Below are 19,769 nucleotides of genomic sequence, written 5' to 3'. Positions count from 1 at the left end.
TCAATCTTCTTTTTATTTAGCAAGAAGAACGCTCGCTTTGCTTTGTCGGGCGGGCCTTCTCTTTTTTTAAAAAAGATCCCTCCGTCGATGTTTTACGCATCCGTTTTATTCCATCTCGAAAATAGCTGGGCGTGACGCCGGTTATCTTTTTAAAGGCAGTGTGGAATGTGGACTTGGATTGAAAACCGACCTGTTTGCCAATGCCTTCAATGGAATAGTGTTGCGAGTCTTTTTCCTGAAACAGACGAATGGCTTCCTGAACACGTAGATTATTTAAAAACTGCGGGAAATTCATTCCATATATTTCATGGATGATTTGGGACAGATAGCGGGAATGAATCCCCAGCCCATCTTGAACAAAATTTAAGCCCAAATCACCAAATTTCCACCTTCGGTTTTTGTAAGTTATTGGTTTTTTTGGATCGAGTTTTCGAGATGTCGTTGTAGTGCCCCATACTATATTGGTTTCCCCCTTGACTTAATTGACTGATATGATTATATTTGAACATGTTTATTAAAGAAGTCACAAAAAAGAATAAAGGGTACGATAAAACCTTCGTTTACCATCAATTGGTCGAATCCTATCGTACTGAAAAAGGCCCAAGACAAAGAAAATTGCTCAACCTGGGCAAGCTTACCATTCCTAAAGACCAATGGAAAACACTTGCCAATCGCATCGAAGAGATCATAAGCGGACAAACTTCACTGATCGAAGTGGATGAGCAAATTGAACAATTAGCCCAGCGCTATGCCTCGCTTTTAATTCAAAACAAACTAAAACAAGAAAAGGTAGAAAAAAAAGAAAGCCCACAGGAAACCGAGACCATTTTTACGGGCTCTGTCAAATTCAGAGATGCTCGCAGTATAGGAGGCGAATACATCAGTTTGATGATGTTAAGAAAGCTTAAGTTCAATGAACTTTTAAAAAAGCTGGGCTTTAAGGAGAAGGATATTAAACTGGCCGAACTGTTGATCGTTGGGCGCCTGGTGCACCCCTCAAGCGAATGGGCGACCTTACGCTGGGTCAAAAAGCAAAGCGCCATCGATGAGCTTTTAGAGTTAGACCTTTCAAGACTTTCTCACAATAAACTTTATCGAATTACGGATCAATTATTAGAACATAAGGACAAAATCGAGAATGGTTTAGTAGAGCAAGAGCGTCTGTTATTTTCCTTGCAGGAAAAGATCATCCTGTACGATTTAACCAATACGTATTTTGAGAGTAGCCGTACCAGTGAACTCAAGGCTCGCGGACGTAGTAAAGATAAGCGTCACGATATGCCCCTGGTTACTTTAGGCCTGGTATTGGATGAGGATGGATTCCCCAAGGAGAGTCGTCTTTTCTCTGGCAATGTTTCCGAACCAGAGACTTTGTCTAAAATTCTGGATACGATAGGCGGCAAAGTCAGGAAATTGATTATTTTAGATGCCGGGATTGCCACAGAAGAGAACTTGCAACTGATCACAAAGCGTGGACACGACTATCTGGTTGTCTCACGCAGTAAACCGGAAATCGAGATCGAAGAAAATGCTTTTAAAGAGATTAATCACGATCAACGCCATAAAGTGGAAGCCTATCTTTACCGTAAGGATAAAGAGCTTTATTTATACTGTCGCAGCGCCTCAAGGCAAAAGAAAGAGGAAGCCATTCGACAATTTCATCAGCAGCGCTTTGAGGCGGAGTTGAAATATGCGGCGGAGAGTTTGCACAAGAAACGAGGCACGAAGAAATATCCCAAGGTTTTAGAACGCATTGGCCGCATAAAGGAACGTCATGCAAAGGTGGCCTATTTTTATGATATTACGGTTGAGCATCACAATGGTATCGTGACAGAGATCAGCTGGAAGATAAAAGATGAGCAAAAGATGGATGATCGATTTTCCGGCACGTATTATTTACGGACGAGTCGTCTGGATTTAACGGATCGTGAGATTTGGCAGCTCTACATCAGTTTAACGGATGTGGAGGATGGATTTCGCTCGTTGAAGAGTGAATTAGGCTTAAGGCCTAATTTTCACCAGAAGGATAAACGCATTGAAGGGCATATTTTCATTTCGATTTTAGCCTTTCATGTATTGATAAGTCTTCAAAAACAATTACATGATGCAGGCGTTTATCATCGCTGGACAACCATTCGTGAATTACTTTCCGTACAGCAGCGAGTAAGCGTGGAGATGAAAACTCAGAAAGGAGATTTATTAGTTATAAGAGATACGACCGAACCGGAGGCGATTCATTATTTAATGGCGCAGGCATTTAAGATCAAGCCCAAGCCATTAGGTATGAAAAAGATAAGAATTTAAATATTGTAGTGGTAATAAAAAAGAACGACATGTTGTTTTTAAATAACTTAAATCGTTTTAGTGTTCAAGATGGGCCAGGCGCGTCGAAAGCTTCTCAATGGTTAAATTTGATTCCCGAAACCATTTATTGCCAATGAAATCTTCTTCAATCCGGCGCACAATCTCACGCTCTTTTTTAGAGTTTATGGCCTGACGCGCGGCGCCATTAACCGCGATTTTATTTCGGGCGGTCAGGCCACAATCGCTCCATTGTAATCCCTTTTGAACTAGGAGATTGTACGCCATTCGTTTTTTAATGTACAGGATGATAATCGCGCTCAGAAGGATTAGCATCACCAGGGCGCCAAGCGTTAAAACTTGATTTTCCCGGTCTTTTCGTTTAATGATGGCTTCTTTAAAAGCCAGTTCTTTTTCTTTCTTTTCCGTATCGTATTTAATTTTAAGTTCGTTGATTTGCTGGCTTATGGACTCATTATAAAGAGAATCTTTTAAAACATCGTATTTCTGGAAATAATCTAATGCCCGGGCATATTTTCCCATCTCCCGATAGATTTGAGCCAACGTTAAGTAAGCGTCTTTTAATTGCAATCTCAATTGGCGTTCTTGAGCAATAGTTTCAATTTGGTGTGCCAGCCGTTCAGCCTTTTGCCATTGTTTTTTTCCAATATAACTACTCACAATGTTGGCCAGACTCTCCAGGTACATCTCTATATTGCCTACCGAATCAGCGTATGATGCGCTACGCCATGCTAACTCCTGCGCCAGAGAATAGTTTTTAAGTTGCACATGCAAGCGCGCCAGATTAACCTCCAGGGCAGCCCGGTAAAAAGACCCCTGTTGGGTTAACGGAAGCGCTTTGGCATAATAAAGGGCGGCGCTATCGGGCAAATTCAAAAACAAAAAATTATTGGCCATATTAAGGTAAATAATCATCAAACGGCGCTGGTCAGCGGATTGAATGGCCAGAGGAATGAGCTGACGATATTGGTTGTTGGACTCCCGATAGTGATCCATCCTGGCATAGACCACAGCGATATTATTCATGGCCCTTAAATAATCTTTTTTTCGCTGACTCCTTGAAGCCAGAGTAGCGCAGCTAAGGAAGATATTTAATGCTTTTTGATATTGACCGGTAACAAAAAAATAATGCCCCTTGGAAAACAGAAAATCTAAAGTTAATTCAGGGAGATCAAACCGGTTTACAAGCGGTTCCAGCCGATACAGGTATCGGTAAGCTCTTTCCGGAACCGTATCCACAGAATCTTCCAGAGCCTTTAGATAAACGCGTAATTCTTCCGGACGCTGAAGGTCTTTTACTTTTTCCCAATCGATCTGTAGAGCAGCCCTAAATGGAATGGCAATAAAAAAAATTGAGAATATTAAAAGAACCATCAAACGCATTACAATTTCCGAATTTATCAACCTCTTCAAAAATAATAATAAAGTTTGAAAGGTGAAAGAAAAAATTCGGAGACAATAGACTAAGGCAGTCAAGCCGCAACCAAAATCAACCGCAACGCGCGCAGAGTAATTTTCTCGCTGATTACGCAAATAATCGCAGAAAAAGATTCAAATTATTTTGAGAGAAAAGTTAAGCAAAGCGGCACAATTGCTCCCCTTCTCTTTTTTAAAGAGAATGGGCTGGGGGATGAGTTTTAAAAGCAGCGTAAAAATTTTCGCACGCTAAGGCACTAGATCTTTCGAAGGAAGTATTCTAATTTTACCCGTTATTTTTGCTGGATTATTTTATTTTGATGTGTTGCGTCCTGATAGGGGCGATTGAGATTAGCACGGCTATTTATCGGCAGGATGAGATGCCCCCACAACAACCATTTCGTCATGGGAGATGATAAAAAAACACCTCACCGTTTCATCGGCGGGATGAAATGAACCACCGTCACCCCCCGTCCCGTCAGGGACGTTTGAAAATAGCCCGCCGTTTCAACGGTGGGAACAATGAACAGCCCACCAACTATCCCGTCCCGTAGGGACGGTTGAATCATCGTGAAGGGCATTCAGATGTCCCTACGGGACATTTTACAATGTTTTGGTTATCGTGCCCTTCCCCGGCAGTAAACTTCCGCGTTATTCTCAAAAATCCCTACGGGATTTTTTTCCAAAATAAAATACAAGAAATCTGCACGAATTTACGTTCCTGGCGGCCAATTCATTACATACCATAAGGACGATTGCCAATAGTCAGCCGATTCATCGGCGGAATGAGTTGAACCGCAACAAAAAACCTGTCCCGTCAGGGACGTTTGAAAATAGCCCGCCGTTTCAACGGCGGGAACAATTTGCCCCCAATCCATCATGTAAGACCGTTATTTTAAAAACATCACCTTTCGCACCGCCTGAAACCGGTCGGCATTCATCCGCACAAAGTACACCCCCGACGGCACGCTTATGCCCCATTGATTGCGCCCATCCCAGGAAACCTGATAATTGCCGGGCTCAATATGCCTGTCCACTAACGTGCATATATGCCGTCCCTGCAAATCGTGCACAGAAATGCGTACCTGCCCTGCCACCGGCACAGCATAGCGAATAGTCGTACTGGGATTAAAAGGATTTGGAAAAACCGGATACAATTCAAACTGTTCTGGTAAGGTTGTTTCTGGTTGATTTGCTTCATGGGCAATTGGTTTGACGTTTTCTAACGTAGCGATGAGTTCTTTTCCACCATTAATGGTTACAGAAAATAATTGATAATCATACAGGCTATTTATTCTGACGTAGGCATCCAAAAATTCATAGGTTTTCGAAGCATTGGCATTTCCACGTCCCGGTACATAACCAATTTCAACATAGACGGAATCGGGCTTTTCTCGACGCAAAATTAAAAAACCGGCATTATCGATTTCGGAAGCCACCGTCCATTTTAAGAGGATCTGGTTATCAAATTGTGTTTCTGCCCAGAAATGTAACAGACTTACCGGCAAACTTTGGTCTTCTTGCGCATCGGACAAAATCCAATCCGAACTTCCGGCGGGAATGTCCACCGTGGATTCAACATAATTATTGGCGGCATCGCGCGTGGTCGGCACGAACTTTTGCCAGCTTCCGCCTGCATAGCGCCAGATGTTTAGATCGCTTTCTGTATTATTATTCAACTCGCTGTCCCGATAATACAGGCGCAAAGTCACACTGTTATCGGCCGTCGTGGCTGTAATATTGTACCAGCGCGTTAACGAATGAGGCGCCAGCGTGTACGAACTGCCGGTGTGCCGCGTCACGGTTACGCTGCCCAAGCCGGCGCCATTGGTGATTTCACACCCCAGGTTGCCAACGGTAAAGGTTGCGTCGCTGCTGATGCTCTGTGTGCTCTGAATATTACCCTGCAAATAGCCGTTTTCCGTTAAACTATTGGGGCTAACCGTCGGCGTGTAACTACCAGTTAGCAACGTGGAATTGGAAGCCACCGTCAGATGGTAAAAATCCACGTTTCCGGTTAATGTTTGCGTTCCAGTGCCGTCAAATGTAACGGTGGGCGTGTAACTGCCCAGAAAATAAGTGCCGTTGCAGGTAAAATCGCCCGCTATTTTTAAATTATTATTGTAAGTGGTCAGCGTTGCGCCGCTGGCAATTACCAGGTTCCCGTTAACATCGAGATCTTCTACCCAGGGCTCATCGCCAAAATACGTATCTCCCTCGATGGTCAGGTGATGGAAATAATTGTCAACCGTGCTGGTAATACTGGGGCCATAGGCGTCCCCTTTTTTAAGCACAAAAGTTCCCTGCGAGGGCTGAAAAACGCCTAAAATCACATCCACGTCTGGATCAGCACTGCCCGAGGTGACGGTTACGGTGTAATCACCGAAAAGATTAAACTGGCCGCCAGACTTCATTAAAAATGCCCGACAATCAATATCGGCATAAACATTAAAAGCGCCGGGGATGCTTAATTGAGCGCAGGTCAGTTTCTTTTTAATGGTTACGGCACCGCCGGCGGTAAAATTTGCCGTGGATACCGAATCGTTGAATATCACCGTGGCATATATTCCAGAATTGTACAGACCGGTGACTGTTACTTTATTATTGAAAGTTGCGTAACATTCATCGTAAGAGTCGCTAATATCCATATCGCCATCCACAGTAACCGTGCCATTAAACGTCCCGGAGGCGGTAGTGCCATCATTGTCAAAATCGCCCATACTAAAATCAAAATAAACCCACAGATTGCCATCGCACCTGAAATCGCCGCCACTGTTAATATTGAGATAATCCACGTCAAAATTATGATCCCAGTCGGTATTGTCCAGAAGAGCGTTGATATCTAAATTCCCCATCATCGGCACGTAGGCAAACATATCCACCGTACAATCGGCGTTGATGACTACATCATCACCGTCTTCAGGGAGTCCATTGTCCCAGTTGAATTCATCCGACCAATCGCCGGCGATATAAAAGATGGTTGTTTTCTGAGCCAGGATGAGAGATGGAACAACAAGGAATAAGAGAAGCAAAAACATCACGTTTTTCAGCCGCAAAAGGGAACCAATCGCCAACATGATCAATCCTCCTTTTGTTGAAAAATTTTTGGATTCTATGAAAATTGTATTTTCCCCCCGGCAGTGAACTGCCGGGCTATTGCCAAAAATCCCTCCGGGATTTTATTGCCATGGCATTGCGTCCCGTCAGGGACGGTTGATAATAGCCCACCGATTCATCGGTGGGAACAATGTCCCCTACCCAACCACCAACCCCGTCCCGCCAGGGACGATTGCCAATAGCCCGCCGTTTCAACGGCGGAAACGATGAACAACCCAACCCACCACCCCCGCCCGTAGGGACGATTGAATCATGTGGATGATTATCCAGATGTCCCTACGGGACATTTTACATTGTGTTGGTTACCGTACCTTTCCCCGGCAGTGAACTGCCGGGCTATTGTCAGAAATCCCTCCGGGATTTTTTTGCCACGGCATTGCGTCCCGTCAGGGACGGTTGCCAATAGCCCAACATTTCAACGGCGGGAATTTTTGAATCAATCAATGCACCTCCATCCGGGAAAAAAGCATCAGCACAATCGTTCCAATAACAATCAATCCCATTCCAACCAGCGCCGCCACATCCGGCTTTTGCCCATACAAAATGATGGCCGCCACGGTAACCAGCACAATGCCCATGCCCGTCCAGATGGCGTAAGCCACCCCAATGGGAATGGTTTTAACTACAATGGTCAAACAATAAAAGGCAACGCCGTACCCCACAATCACCACCAGTGTGGGCAAAAATCGCGTAAATCCCTCGGTGGCGCGCAGGGCGCTGGTGGCGGCCACCTCGGCAAGGATGGCCAGCGCCAGTATGCCATACGCCTTCAAATCGAACATATAGTTTTTCCTCTTTATTTTATCAGCATCACCTTCTGCACGGCCGTAAACCCGTCGGCTTTCATCCGCACAAAATACACCCCCGAAGGCAAAACCCCTCCCTGTTGATTGCGGCCATCCCATTGAATGCGGTATTTCCCGGGCGCCAGTCGTTCATGCACCAAAGTGCGTACCCGTTGCCCTAACGTATTGTACACGGCTATCTCTACCGCAGTAGCGCGTGGCACGTCGAAACGAATGGTGGTGGCGGGATTAAAGGGATTGGGATAGGCCGAATATAACTGAAAAGTCAACGGCAGGGCGTCCGCATGGGAAGCGATGCCCACCAGCGTGGTGTCCGCCGTTAAAATCCAGTTGCTGAGCGCCGTAATGTGCTCGGCGCGCACCCAGTTGGCTGCCGTATCGGCCGCCGTGAAAAAGGGACCCGTCCAGTGGATGCCCTCCTGACGCAGCAAGCGCAACTGTTCTTCGGGCTGATTGTTTAATTCGCTGTCTTTGTAACTCAAGGTCAAATCCAGATCGAAATTTTCCAGACCGGAAGCGGTAATGGTGTAGTAGCGTTGCACCGCACCGCTTACCCCCGCCGGCAAAGCGCCAGGATGCACCGTCACATCAATGTAAGCGCTATCCAATAGCGTTGCCTGATTGAGTTGAATCTTTGCCCGCACTTGCCCGCCAAAATAAAGCGTTTTGCCCACATCTTCGCTGGAAAGGTAACGGCGCACCTGCGTGCCTTGGTATTCGAAAGCGCCAATATCCCGCCGCCAGCCCAGGTGGTGATTTCCTGCTTCATCGTAATCGTAATCGCCCAGACCGGCATCGATGCACGGCGAATCGAACCGCAGGGCAAATGTGGTGGTGTCCATGCGCGGATCGGCATCCACTTCGTCGTAGGAACTGACGTAAAATGGCTCGTACTTCAACGCTTTTCCTGTATTGCTGATTGAATACCCAAAAAAGCAGTTGTTGTAAATGTCCATGTCGAACTCAGAGTCGATCATCAAAACCGCCCGTTCCCTGGGCGTATTGTAGAAAATATTGTTCACCACGTTATAATTGTTCAGACTGCCCGATAGCAACTGCTCTGCGTAAATGGCGTTCGCATTCCGGAAAAACACATTGTGGTAAATACGAACAGTGTTTTTGGCATTATAAGCAATACAAATCGCATCGCCCCGATAACCGGTGTATTCATTGGCATTGGGATTGGTGTTGGCGATGTTGTGGTAGAAGATGTTGTAAAACACCTGGCTGGTGTCGCTGATGAATATCGCCCCGCCTTCGGCATACTCCGTTCCCTGACTGGCAACATTTTCTTTAAATAGATTCCCCCAGATGATAGCCCCATCATCATAGGCAGCGGTTGCCACGCCACCGCCCTGGCCGGTTCCGTTTGCCCGGCAGGCAATGTTCCCTTCAATGGTGTTGTTGCGGATCAAGATCCTTGCTTCACTGTAGATACCGCCTCCTTTTCCTGTTTCGCCGTCGCCGGTGGCGGCAACATTGCCACTGATGGTGTTCCCTTCAATTTCTCCCCTTTCTTCACAATAAATGCCACCGCCTCTTCCGGAGCCGTGGCTGGCCATATTTTCACGAATGGTATTATTTCGAATGATCACATAGGTGTTAAACCCCGCAGCGGCGATGCCTCCGCCATAGCCATTGTTACCCGAAGCGGCGGCGGTATTTTGTTCAATGAGATTATCTTCAATCACCGTCTGTTCACATTGCCACAGATAAATGCCGCCTCCCTGACCCTTAACGCTGGCAGTAGCGGCTGCAGCGACATTGTTGCGGATTTGATTACTGGCAATTTGCAGGCGTTCTTTACCATATCGGGCGTAAATGGCGCCGCCAAGGCCGAAGTAACTATAGTCATCAATGGGGCAGGCAGAGGCGCCGTTTTCTTCGAAGGTGTTGCGGATGGCCTGTCCAAAATTTTCAATAAAAAGCGCGCCCCCATAGCCTTTTCGCGCCAGGGAAGCCCAATTGCCTGAAAAGTGGTTTTCCTGGATAACGACTAACGAATCGCTTCCGAAAATGGCCACGGCGCCCCCGTAGCCGTCGTGTTCCTGTCCTGCCACATTGTTCTGGAACTGATTGTTTTCAATGCGCAGGCCCAGGCTGGAATAAGTGTAAATGGCGCCGCCGTTACCGGCATCGTAATCGCTGGTGCTGCTTTCGGTGGATGCCACGTTATTGGTAAAGGCATTGTGGCGGATAATTGGACCATTCTCCGTATTAATAGCAGCAATGGCGCCGCCGTAACCATCGCTTTCACCCAATGCGGCGTAGTTGCTATCAAACCAGCAATGGTGAATGACGCTGCTGCCGGAGGCGGAATCTTCCAGTAAAATTGCCCCGCCGTAACCGTACCCGTAAGCCGTTCCCACGGCGCCGTTGCCTTTTTTAAACCCCAGGCCGCGCAGTTCTACCGCTCTGGTGATGCGCATAAACCGGCTGGCGAAATTGGCGTTGAACAGACATTTGGCGCTATCCGGCACGGCACTGCTGTAAGTTAAATCCAGGGCAAAACGCGCCGAAGAAATGGTCAACGCCTTGTTCACAATGATCATCGAATTGAGCACATATTCCGTGCCGTAAGTTTCATTGTAACCCACCAGAATGGTGTCTCCGTCCTGCGCCTCGGCAACTGCTTTTTGCAGCGTGGCAAAGGGATTGGTCCAGTCCAGTCCCGTACCGCTGCTGTCGTTGCCGGTTACCCACACGTAATAGGTGGTAGCAAACCCCTGTTGCGGCAGAATGACACCCAACAGGAGCGCCCAGATGATCCATAGCCATTTCATCATTTTTTCCTCCATATTTCATTGCATATTTTTTATCATTGTTTTTTTAGAAACCGATAACTCTACTTTAACAAAAGCATCTTGCGCGTTTGCGTTTCGGAGCCGCTCCGCAAACGGTAAAGGTACACCCCGCTGGCAACCGGTTGTCCGGCATCGTCCCGGCCATCCCACACCGCCTGATGCCGGCCGGCGGGCTGCCAGGCGCTCACCAGCGTGCGTATTTTTTGTCCCAACAGATTCAATACGGCCAACTCCACCCGGCTGCTGCGCGGCAGGTGATAGGCAATGGTGGTGGTGGGATTAAACGGATTGGGATAATTGGGCAGCAAGCGGAATTGCCGTACCGTCTGCGGTGTCGGTGACTCAATCCCGGTGGTTGTCCACTCTAAGATGTACACGCCCGCCAGATAATCGCTCAGGTAAACCCGATTTCCCTGTACCGCCACGGCAGTGACTTCATCGATATTATCGCTAAATTGCGCCACTGGTTGGGGATTTGCCGGATCGCTCACGTCCAGCACCAGCAGTCCGTTGTAACTGCAGGCCAGGTATGCCAGCCCGTCCCGGACAACAATGTCATTAATGTAATTGCCGGCGAAATAGCGCCCCACTACCACTGGTTGCGTGCTATCGCTGATGTCGATGATGTAAAGGGAATCCCGATTGTTGACATAGGCGTAATGGCCCTCGGCAAATATGTCGGTTACGTAAATATCCGGCACGGTGAAGTGCGATAGAGTCACCACCTGCGACGTATCGGCAACATTCAACAGGTACATGCCGCCAAAGCCGGCAGCCAGCAATGCCAGCGTATCGTTGCGCACGAACGATTCCTGCACATCGACGCCCATCGACCAGTGCATCACCGCCTGCAGTTCGCCAGTGCCGTATTTGTCCACCGCAAACCAGCCGTTGTAGCCAGCGCAGGAATAGACGTATTTTTGACCGATCTGCACATGGTAACTGCTGATTTGCTGACCATAATCAAAAAAGCCGATCTCCGTCGGCTGCGCCGGATTGGTCACGTCCAACTGGCGTAAAAAGCCCACCTGGTCCGATAGGAACAGGAGATTGCCTTCCACATCCACGGAAACGGTGGCATCGTGGGAAGGAAAGCGCCCCACGGTTTGCGGAAACGGCGTGGCTGCCAGGTCCACCACGTACAACCCGTTCTCATAACCGGCAACGTACAGGTAGCGATCGGTTACAGCGATGTCCGCCGCGCCGGCGCCGGTTTCGTAGTGCGCCATGTGCTGAATGCTATCCAGATAAGCGGTTTCCAGAATGTGCATGCCCTGATTGTAGGACGCGACGTACAAATGGGATTGCTGCCGCCACACATTGTAGGCGGCAATCTTTTCGTAACTGCGCGCCAGATGAATCTCGCGTGGATTGGACATATCGATTTCGTGGATGCCTGCCTGTTTGGCCGCCACAAATAAGCGATCGCTGCCGTTGCCCACAATGGCTCGCACCTCGCCGGTCAATCCCAGGCGTTGCAGGGAATCGGGCGCTGCCGGATTGCTAACGTCGATCACCTCCACGCCGGTGTCGTCCGCCATATAGGCAATACCATCCTGCACGTACACATCCCAGGCGGCGCCGTAGGTATCAATGGTGGCAATGAGCGAAGGATTAGTGGGCTCGCTGATATCCACCAGGTTCAATCCGGCGGAAAAACAGGCCACATAAGCCAGGGAATCCTGCAGAAACAGACCGCCGCCATTTCCCGGCAGGTACAACTGAGCCACATAAAAGGGATTGGTGGGCTGACTGACGTCCACCACGTACAGGTCTTGATCAGTGTACGTCAGGTACACATAATTGCCCTGCACCGCCAGATGGTTCGGATCTCCGCCCACGTCGAATGTGCCCAACACCTGCGGTTGCTGCAGGTCGGACACATCGACAATGAGCAATCCGTTGGTTTTGCGCAACACGTAAAGGATGCCATTCTGATAGGCCAGATCCACGGGAATCCCCTCCGGTACCCGGACGCGGCCCACCAGTTGCGGCGCGTTCACATGGCGGATGCTCAGCACATCCACCGCACTGCCGTTGCCCACAAAAGCCAGCGTATCGCCATCGGTAATGGCCACGTAACAGGGCCCCGCAGCCCAGCGATTGACTTCAATCAGATTTAAATCATCGGCGCGGATGAGGCTCAAACCCCACAAAATTAGCAAGATCATTCTTAAAAAAATCATCGCTTCTCCTTTTCAATTTTTAGACTTCTTTAAAACTACTTTTTTATCTTTTTGGGCGAATTAAAAAGTCTAATGGTTTAAATCGATTTCCATTCATTTAGCTCATCATGTAGCGTCCAGTCCCGGGATAATCAACATCTACAGGCTAATTTTTTACAAATTATATTTTTTTATAAATTTACGGACGGAGGCAGGCCTCCTTAAGCGGTAATGAGTTCGGATTTCGGAAATTAATACAACTTTGGACAAAGAAAATGGCGGCAGGGAAACGCAAATAAATGCACTTTTTTTATTTAATAAATTCTTACTGTGCATCGCGAATTCGTTGGGTACGTGGCGGTTTATTCGTCCCACTAAGGGCACAAAAATATTTTTAAAGCACAACACTTTCTCGCAGAGAAAACCCGCCCCCATTCAACCATCCAACTACATTTTTTGAGGCAGCGCAAAAATTTTCGCGCACCAGAGCATGCTATTTTTTGAAGGGGCATTTTATGACCAAACATTTTGAATATTATCAACATCTTTTTGTATCTTACATTTTAACAAAGGCTAAAATGAGGAGGACTTTATGGAAGTACTGAAAGTCGAAAATATAAACAAATCATTTGATGGCGTGCATGCCGTTAAAGAAGTGTCTTTAAAAATTGAAACGGGAAAAATCTACGGGCTATTGGGTCCTAACGGCGCCGGCAAAACCACCACCATCCGCATGATTATGAATATCATTGTGCCGGACTCCGGTAAAATCACCCTCTTTAACCAGCCCATGGAAGATTCGCTTAAAGCTAAAATCGGCTATTTGCCAGAAGAACGAGGCGTTTATCCTAAAATGAAAGTTCATGAATTTTTAAAGTTTTTAGGCGAGCTTCACGATATGAGAGGCGCCGGCCTGGACGAACAGGTTGATTTATGGTTAAAACGTTTTGATCTTGCAACCATGGGCCATTTTAAAGTCGAAGAACTTTCCAAAGGAAATCAGCAAAAAGTACAGCTCATCGGTTCCTTTCTGCACGATCCGCAACTTTTAATTTTGGACGAACCGTTTTCCGGCCTGGACCCGGTAAATGTAAACCTGGTAAAAGAAATTATTATGGAATTTAAAGAACAGGGCAAAGCCATAATTCTTTCCACGCACATGATGGACGCGGCTGAAAAAATTTGCGATCATGTGTATTTAATCAATAAAGGACAAAAAGTTCTGGACGGCGAGCTGGATAAAATTCAACAACAATACGGGCACAACTCTGTACAGCTGGAATACAAAGGCGACGGAAAAATCATCGAAAAACTTCCGTTTGTGGAAAAATTCAACGATTTTGGTAATTTTGTTGAAGTCCAGTTAAAAGACGGGCATTCGGTAAACGAACTGCTGGAAAACATTATCCCACATATTGAAATTTATCGCGTGCAGGCTAAACGCTCTTCTTTAAACGAAATCTTTATCAGTCTTGTTAAGGGAGGTGAACATCATGCATAAAGTATGGACGATTATTAAACGGGAATATAAAGAAGCGGTTTTTAAAAAGAGCTTTCTTATTTTAACATTAATCATGCCCCTTATCATGATTGCCATGGCTGTTTTACCCAGCCTTTTAGTGATGATGGAAACGCAAAAACAAACGCGCATACACATCGTCGATCAAACCGGCTGGCTGTATCCTCGATTAACCGAGGTTTTAACGGACACGCTTAAAAACGGCAAGCCTAAATTTTTATTAAAATCCATTGAAATCACCAGCATGGATTTTGAAAAGATAATCAAAAAAGAAAAGGACTTGATTAAGGCGGAAGAGATCGATGTTTTGTTGGTCATTCCGCAAAATATTGACTCCACAGGAAAAGTCGATTTTTTTGCCCGCAATGTGGGTGACTTTGATTTAACTTCCAGATTCAAAAGCACGCTGTCTAAGCTGGTTTCCGACCATCGTTTAATGCTTTCCGGCCTGGAGCCAGAAACGATTAATAAATTAATTAAACCGGTAAAACTGGAAACCTACAAAATCTTAAAAGGACGCAAGGAATCCAAAGGCGGATTCATGAGCGAATACTTTACGACCTTTATCTTTATTTTTATCATTTATATGACTATCATACTCTATGCCAACTCGATCATGCGCAGCATCATTCAGGAAAAAAATTCGCGCATTGTGGAGACCATTCTTTCCGGAATGAACGCCTTTCAATTTATGGCCGGGAAAATTCTTGGGCAGGGGATGGTCGGTTTAACGCAATACGCCATCTGGGTGATCGTTGGACTGGCTGTCGCTTTTGCTTCAGGGAAATTTTTAACCGTATCCTGGTTTTCGATCAGTCCAGTAACTTTTTTATATTTCGTATTATTCTATATTTTAGGTTATTTCCTCTTTTCCACTCTTTACGCCGCCATCGGGGCGATGGTCAGTTCCGAACAAGAAGCGCAGGGGCTGGCCACTCCGGTTGTCTTTCTGCTGGTTATCCCTCTGGTTATGATTGGCACCATTGTTAAAGATCCCAATTCAACGGTTGTAACCAGTTTATCCCTGATTCCGTTCTTTTCGCCGATTATTATGTTTGCGCGCATCAATCTGGCCAATCCGCCGTTCATTCAAATTCTACTTTCTATTGTGATACTTTTATTGACCATTGCCGTGCTCATCTGGTTGGTGGCTAAAATCTTTAGAGTGGGCATTTTAATGTACGGCAAGCGGGCGACATTCCCAGAAATTATAAAATGGATCAAATATTAAACGAACAACGTTAGAAAAACTCTCCTCCCGGCGGGAGAGTTTTTTTTATCAACGAAAAAAGCAGGGCAGCGGCTTTGCCCTTTGTAAAATGTTAATCCATGAAATGTATGAGAGGCGGCTATTAATGTAGCTTCATCAATTTCTTTAATTAAAACCTGTGAAAAGGTCAAAAAATAAACAATCCTACCATCTGTGGCGATTTTAACGGAGATTTCTATTAAATTATTTTGCTTTTTTCCCGAATATTAGGTAATAATTATTAAAAAGAAAGTCTGAATAAAATTATGTATAAAAGAACGGTCTATTTTGTCATTATCCTTTCTCTCTTTTTAACCTTCGATCTATTTGCCGTGGAATCTAATGGTTATCCCTCGCCCCATTATCCATACATTCGTTATACGGTTGACAACGGCCTTCCCCAGTCGATTATATCAAGCTTAGTTCAAGATGCTTACGGCTTTTTATGGCTGGCCACCAATGAAGGAGCGGCAAGGTTCGACGGTTCTTCTTTTCAAGTATTTAACGAAGAAAACGGCTATCCCTTTCGTCTGGTTACTGGCATTATCGAAAAAGAACCCGGTATAATGTGGATTTCCACCATTTCGAACGGCGTATGGGAGCTCTACAATAATAAATTAAGACAAATTTCACTGAACGGCGCGCTTTCTACTTTACACATTAATTTTATGATTAAGACCTATGATAATGAAATTTTAATTGGCGCCGAACCAGGCGGACTTTATGTTGTAAAAAATGATTCTCTTATTTTGCATCTGGATGACCGCAAAGGAGAGATTGTCAGCAAAATCCTTTGCGGCGCGAAAGATTATAACGGCAACTATTGGGTTGGGAGCTTTGACAGTGGCCTTCAGGCCTTTGATGGGACAAAATTAATAGCACACCTAACAACAAAAGACGGTCTTCCTTCCAATGAGATCCGCACCATTTTACCATTGCCTTCCGGGGAAGTCTGGATTGGCACCAACAGAGGTTTTTTCATCAAGGAGCGGCCGGATTTAACCAGAATGCTAAACCGTTCATTTCCGGAAGTTTTTGTTTCATCCATTTATACTCCCAACAACCAGGATATCTGGATCAATCTGGCCTCCAAGCCCGGCGGCGTGCTGCATTTTAAAAATGATCGGCTGATAGAAATCTTACACGCCGATGACGGATTTTATTCCAAATCCACCCTAATCGACGAACAGGGCGCTTTATTTATCGGTACATATCGCGGACTCTATGTTTACCCCAACCGAAATTTTGAAAATTTTGGCAAGGAATCCGGTTTAACCGATACCTATATTCGCGCTATCGGCAAGGACCCTGCTGGCAACGTTTTGATCGCCACTAAAAGCGATGGAATATTTAAATTGGCAGGGCAAAATTTTGAAAAACTGGCTTTTTTAGATGAAGCTTTACGCGGCAATTCCGTTCACGATATAAAACCAATTAATAACCAGCTCTGGCTTGCCACCACACGTGGATTATTCATTGTTGAGAATAACCGCCTTATTCAAAATAAATGGACACACTTTTTCAAAGGAATGTACCTGCGTCGTTTTGAACAGATTGACGGAGATTTGTATATCGTTGCGCATCGTCAGCTTTTTAAAATTAGCAACGGCAACCTCATCGACCTTTCTTACAACCTTAAAAAACGGCGTGTATCGATCTGGGGCGTAGCCAAAGATAAAAAGGACCGCCTCATCATCGCTACAAACGGTAATGGACTACAGTTTCTTGATAATCAAACATGGCGTCAACTACATCCGCCGGATTCGCTGGAGCAGTTCTTTGCCATTCGTCCCGATGATGAGAACAATCTGTATATTGGCAATTCTAAAGGCCTTTGCAAATGGGACGGCAGCCATTTTGAGTTGCTGTTGCCTCTTAACAAAACGGTGTGGGACGTTTTGCCCACCAAAACAGAGATCTGGGCGCTAACCAGCTATGGCTTATATAAAATGCAACACGGCAGAGTCCGCATCTATAATAAAAAGAACGGGCTGGTTACCACAGAATTTAATATGGGCGCGCGCTGCATGACAGCCCACAATGATTACTGGTTTGGAGGCGTTGACGGGCTGGTTCATTACTATAAAAAGAAAAATTATCCGGATCTCGTTCCTAAATTTTACATTAATGCCATTGAGCTGGAAGATTCGCTTTTCAATTATCCGTTTCCAGCAGAAATCGTATTACCTTCCAGCAAAAACGCGCTCCGCTTTCATTTAAATAAAATCGATTTTGGCAATGGACCTTCTTTAAAATTGGCCTATTGGTTAAAAGGTTTTGATCAGGATACCGTTTTTTTAAGCGACAGCAAAGTTCAGTATGTTGACTACACCAATCTGCCTGACGGCGCATACACCTTTCTGCTCTTTCTGGCAGACCCTTTCACCCATCAAATTGTTGCTCAGAGGTCTGTGTCTTTTATCATCTTACGTCCCTGGTATAAAACCAATCTCTTTATCTTCTCTACAGCGCTTTTAATGCTTGGTTTGATCTATGTAATAGTCCACGCACGCGAATCGTACCTGAAAAGACGCAATTTACTGTTAGAGCAGCAGGTTCTGGAACGTACGGAAGATATTCGACAAAGTTATAAACTGCTTAAAAAGGAGACGGAACAACGCAAAAAAGCGCAAGCCTCGTTACGCGAAGAACGGCGACAGCTTGAAATTACGCTTAAATCCATTGGCGATGGCGTGGTGCGCACGGATTTAGAGGGGAAAATTCTGCTGCTAAATGACAGCGCTGGAAAGATTTTAGGCATTTCTATAAAAGAAGCCATGGGGAAACCACTAAACGAAATTCTCCAGTTAAAAGATGAAGATGAAAACACAGAGATTCATTTGCCGGAGTACGTCCAGCAATGGGAGGATCAGGAAAATGCCCCGCCCTATTTTTATGCGCTGCTCACCTCTTCTGACAGCAAAGAAAAGAAGTTTCTCAATATCAGTTGGTCAAAAATTAAAGGTGAAAATGGAGAGGGCTCTGGCTATGTGTGGGTATTCAGAGACATTAGCGCCGAACGACAACTGGAAAACGAAATTTTAAAATCTCAAAAGCTGGAATCTATCGGTCTGCTGGCCGGCGGTATTGCCCATGATTTTAACAATATTCTGGCCGGAATATTGGGCAACGCGCAGCTGGCCAAGCTCAACTGGCAGGAACGCCAGGATATTCAAAAATATCTGGACGGCATAGAAGAAGCCGCACAAAACGCCTCGCGCTTAACCAAACAGCTACTTACCTTTGCCAAAGGCGGCGAACCCGTTAAAGAAATCATTTCATTAAAAAAGATATTAATCGAGAATGTGGAATTTGCTTTGCGCGGTTCCAATGTCTCTTGCAAGTTTATCATTGACGACGATTTGTGGCCCGTTGAAGCGGATAAAGGCCAGATCAATCAGGCCATTAACAATCTGGTCATTAATGCCATCCAGGCCATGCCCGGCGGCGGCCAGCTTGTAGTTAAAGCCAAAAATTGCAACAAAAAAGAAATCGCTCGCTTAATGCCCGAGATTGAAAAAGACCACTATGTGGAAATTCAAATCACAGATACGGGGTTAGGCATCCAGCGCGAAAATCTTGATAAAATTTTCGACCCCTATTTTACCACCAAACAAAGAGGCAGCGGTTTAGGACTGGCTACCACATACGCCATCATAAAAAAACATGGCGGCCATATAAAGGTTGATTCGGAACTGGGCCGGGGAACGACCTTTACCATCTGGCTGCCAGCCTTTCCGGAACAGGATGTGGTCGAGAAGAAACAGGACATGAAAATTGACTCCTTTAAAGGCAAACGCGTGCTGGTTATGGACGATGAAGAATTTATCCTTGAACTGATGGGCAGCTTTCTGGAAATGATTGGCGTGGAAGCCGAATTTGCCAAAGATGGCGAAGAAGCCATCGAAAAATACAAACAGGCCCTGGAAAAGAAGCAGCGTTTTGACGCGGTTATCATGGACCTGACCATCCGCGGCGGAATGGGCGGCAAAGAAGCCATTAGCCAAATATTAAAAATTGACCCCTCCGCCAAAGTGATCGTGGCCAGCGGATACTCCACCGATAGTCTGCTGGCCAATTTTCAGCATCACGGCTTTGTGGGACGTTTAAGCAAGCCCTTTACTCTGGATGAATTAAACAAAGTGCTCGGCGAAGCGCTGAACAGCGATCAATAAGCCGAGAGCGCGCAGCCACAAGCAAAAGCTTTTATTTAGCCAGATGCTGAACACCTTTCATGACAGGCTCTTTCCTTTAATTACATCTGTACACAGTTTGTGAGACAGATGAGGGATGCTTCAACGCTTTCATTTGCCGGGCCAACTCATTTCTTGTTACACGTTACGTAATCACACGTTAAAACAGTATTCCCTT

At 45.8% G+C, this 19,769-nt stretch carries 10 protein-coding genes; 4 read left to right on the top strand and 6 right to left on the bottom strand.

The genetic code is table 11. The features are described 5' to 3' along the window. Positions 1-16: 16 nt before the first annotated feature. Complete coding sequence (locus Cabys_RS03985) at positions 17-373, bottom strand: helix-turn-helix domain-containing protein (protein WP_006928871.1); 357 nt, start codon at positions 371-373, stop codon at positions 17-19. A 134-nt stretch (positions 374-507) separates the two neighbouring features. Here Cabys_RS03985 and Cabys_RS03980 point away from each other — a divergent pair, with 134 nt between their 5' ends. Then, complete coding sequence (locus Cabys_RS03980) at positions 508-2,304, top strand: IS1634 family transposase (RefSeq protein ID WP_006926703.1); 1,797 nt, start codon at positions 508-510, stop codon at positions 2,302-2,304. Positions 2,305-2,361: 57 nt separating this feature from the next. On the opposite strand, the gene Cabys_RS03975 is transcribed toward Cabys_RS03980, so the two are convergent. The 5 genes from Cabys_RS03975 to Cabys_RS03955 all read right to left on the bottom strand — a co-directional run bounded on the left by Cabys_RS03975 (position 2,362) and on the right by Cabys_RS03955 (position 12,651). After that, the gene (locus Cabys_RS03975; RefSeq protein ID WP_006928870.1) at positions 2,362-3,705 is read right to left on the bottom strand and encodes a tetratricopeptide repeat protein; all 1,344 of its coding nucleotides are present in this window, start codon (positions 3,703-3,705) and stop codon (positions 2,362-2,364) included. A gap of 923 nt (positions 3,706-4,628) precedes the next feature. After that, the gene (locus Cabys_RS03970) at positions 4,629-6,815 is read right to left on the bottom strand and encodes a T9SS type A sorting domain-containing protein (RefSeq protein WP_006928869.1); all 2,187 of its coding nucleotides are present in this window, start codon (positions 6,813-6,815) and stop codon (positions 4,629-4,631) included. Between the two features lie 480 nt (positions 6,816-7,295). Then, complete coding sequence (locus tag Cabys_RS03965; RefSeq protein ID WP_071777838.1) at positions 7,296-7,628, bottom strand: DMT family transporter; 333 nt, start codon at positions 7,626-7,628, stop codon at positions 7,296-7,298. A gap of 23 nt (positions 7,629-7,651) precedes the next feature. After that, positions 7,652-10,447, bottom strand: a complete 2,796-nt coding sequence (locus Cabys_RS03960; RefSeq protein WP_006928867.1) for a FlgD immunoglobulin-like domain containing protein — start codon at positions 10,445-10,447, stop codon at positions 7,652-7,654. 59 nt (positions 10,448-10,506) lie between these two features. Next, positions 10,507-12,651 carry an LVIVD repeat-containing protein gene (locus Cabys_RS03955; protein ID WP_006928866.1) on the bottom strand — a complete coding sequence of 715 codons (2,145 nt, stop codon included), beginning with the start codon at positions 12,649-12,651 and terminating at the stop codon, positions 10,507-10,509. Positions 12,652-13,222: 571 nt separating this feature from the next. On the opposite strand from Cabys_RS03955, the gene Cabys_RS03945 reads away from it, so the two are divergent. The 3 genes from Cabys_RS03945 to Cabys_RS03935 all read left to right on the top strand — a co-directional run bounded on the left by Cabys_RS03945 (position 13,223) and on the right by Cabys_RS03935 (position 19,573). Next, a complete protein-coding gene (locus Cabys_RS03945; RefSeq protein ID WP_006928865.1) occupies positions 13,223-14,131 on the top strand; it encodes an ABC transporter ATP-binding protein in 909 nt (302 codons plus the stop codon). Continuing rightward, positions 14,124-15,380 (top strand): ABC transporter permease, encoded by a 1,257-nt coding sequence (locus Cabys_RS03940; protein WP_006928864.1) that lies wholly within the window; start codon positions 14,124-14,126, stop codon positions 15,378-15,380. Before Cabys_RS03945 ends, Cabys_RS03940 begins: the two co-directional genes overlap by 8 nt. A gap of 284 nt (positions 15,381-15,664) precedes the next feature. Beyond that, entirely contained in the window at positions 15,665-19,573 is a 3,909-nt protein-coding gene (locus Cabys_RS03935; protein WP_006928863.1) for a hybrid sensor histidine kinase/response regulator, read from the top strand. The last annotated feature ends 196 nt before the right edge of the window (positions 19,574-19,769 follow it).

It is taken from the genome of Caldithrix abyssi DSM 13497 (assembly GCF_001886815.1).
Lineage (GTDB): Bacteria > Calditrichota > Calditrichia > Calditrichales > Calditrichaceae > Caldithrix > Caldithrix abyssi.
The sequence above is the reverse complement of the archived record's forward strand: the minus strand, read 5'-3'. Positions and strand labels throughout refer to the sequence as shown.

Excerpts from the sequence above, each read along its gene's own strand:
- Cabys_RS03980 (WP_006926703.1), top strand. The coding sequence starts at position 508 with ATGTTTATTAAAGAAGTCACAAAAAAGAATAAAGGGTACGATAAAACC.
- Cabys_RS03975 (WP_006928870.1), bottom strand. The coding sequence starts at position 3,705 with ATGCGTTTGATGGTTCTTTTAATATTCTCAATTTTTTTTATTGCCATT.
- Cabys_RS03970 (WP_006928869.1), bottom strand. The coding sequence starts at position 6,815 with ATGTTGGCGATTGGTTCCCTTTTGCGGCTGAAAAACGTGATGTTTTTG.
- Cabys_RS03960 (WP_006928867.1), bottom strand. The coding sequence starts at position 10,447 with ATGATGAAATGGCTATGGATCATCTGGGCGCTCCTGTTGGGTGTCATT.
- Cabys_RS03955 (WP_006928866.1), bottom strand. The coding sequence starts at position 12,651 with ATGATTTTTTTAAGAATGATCTTGCTAATTTTGTGGGGTTTGAGCCTC.
- Cabys_RS03945 (WP_006928865.1), top strand. The coding sequence starts at position 13,223 with ATGGAAGTACTGAAAGTCGAAAATATAAACAAATCATTTGATGGCGTG.
- Cabys_RS03940 (WP_006928864.1), top strand. The coding sequence starts at position 14,124 with ATGCATAAAGTATGGACGATTATTAAACGGGAATATAAAGAAGCGGTT.
- Cabys_RS03935 (WP_006928863.1), top strand. The coding sequence starts at position 15,665 with ATGTATAAAAGAACGGTCTATTTTGTCATTATCCTTTCTCTCTTTTTA.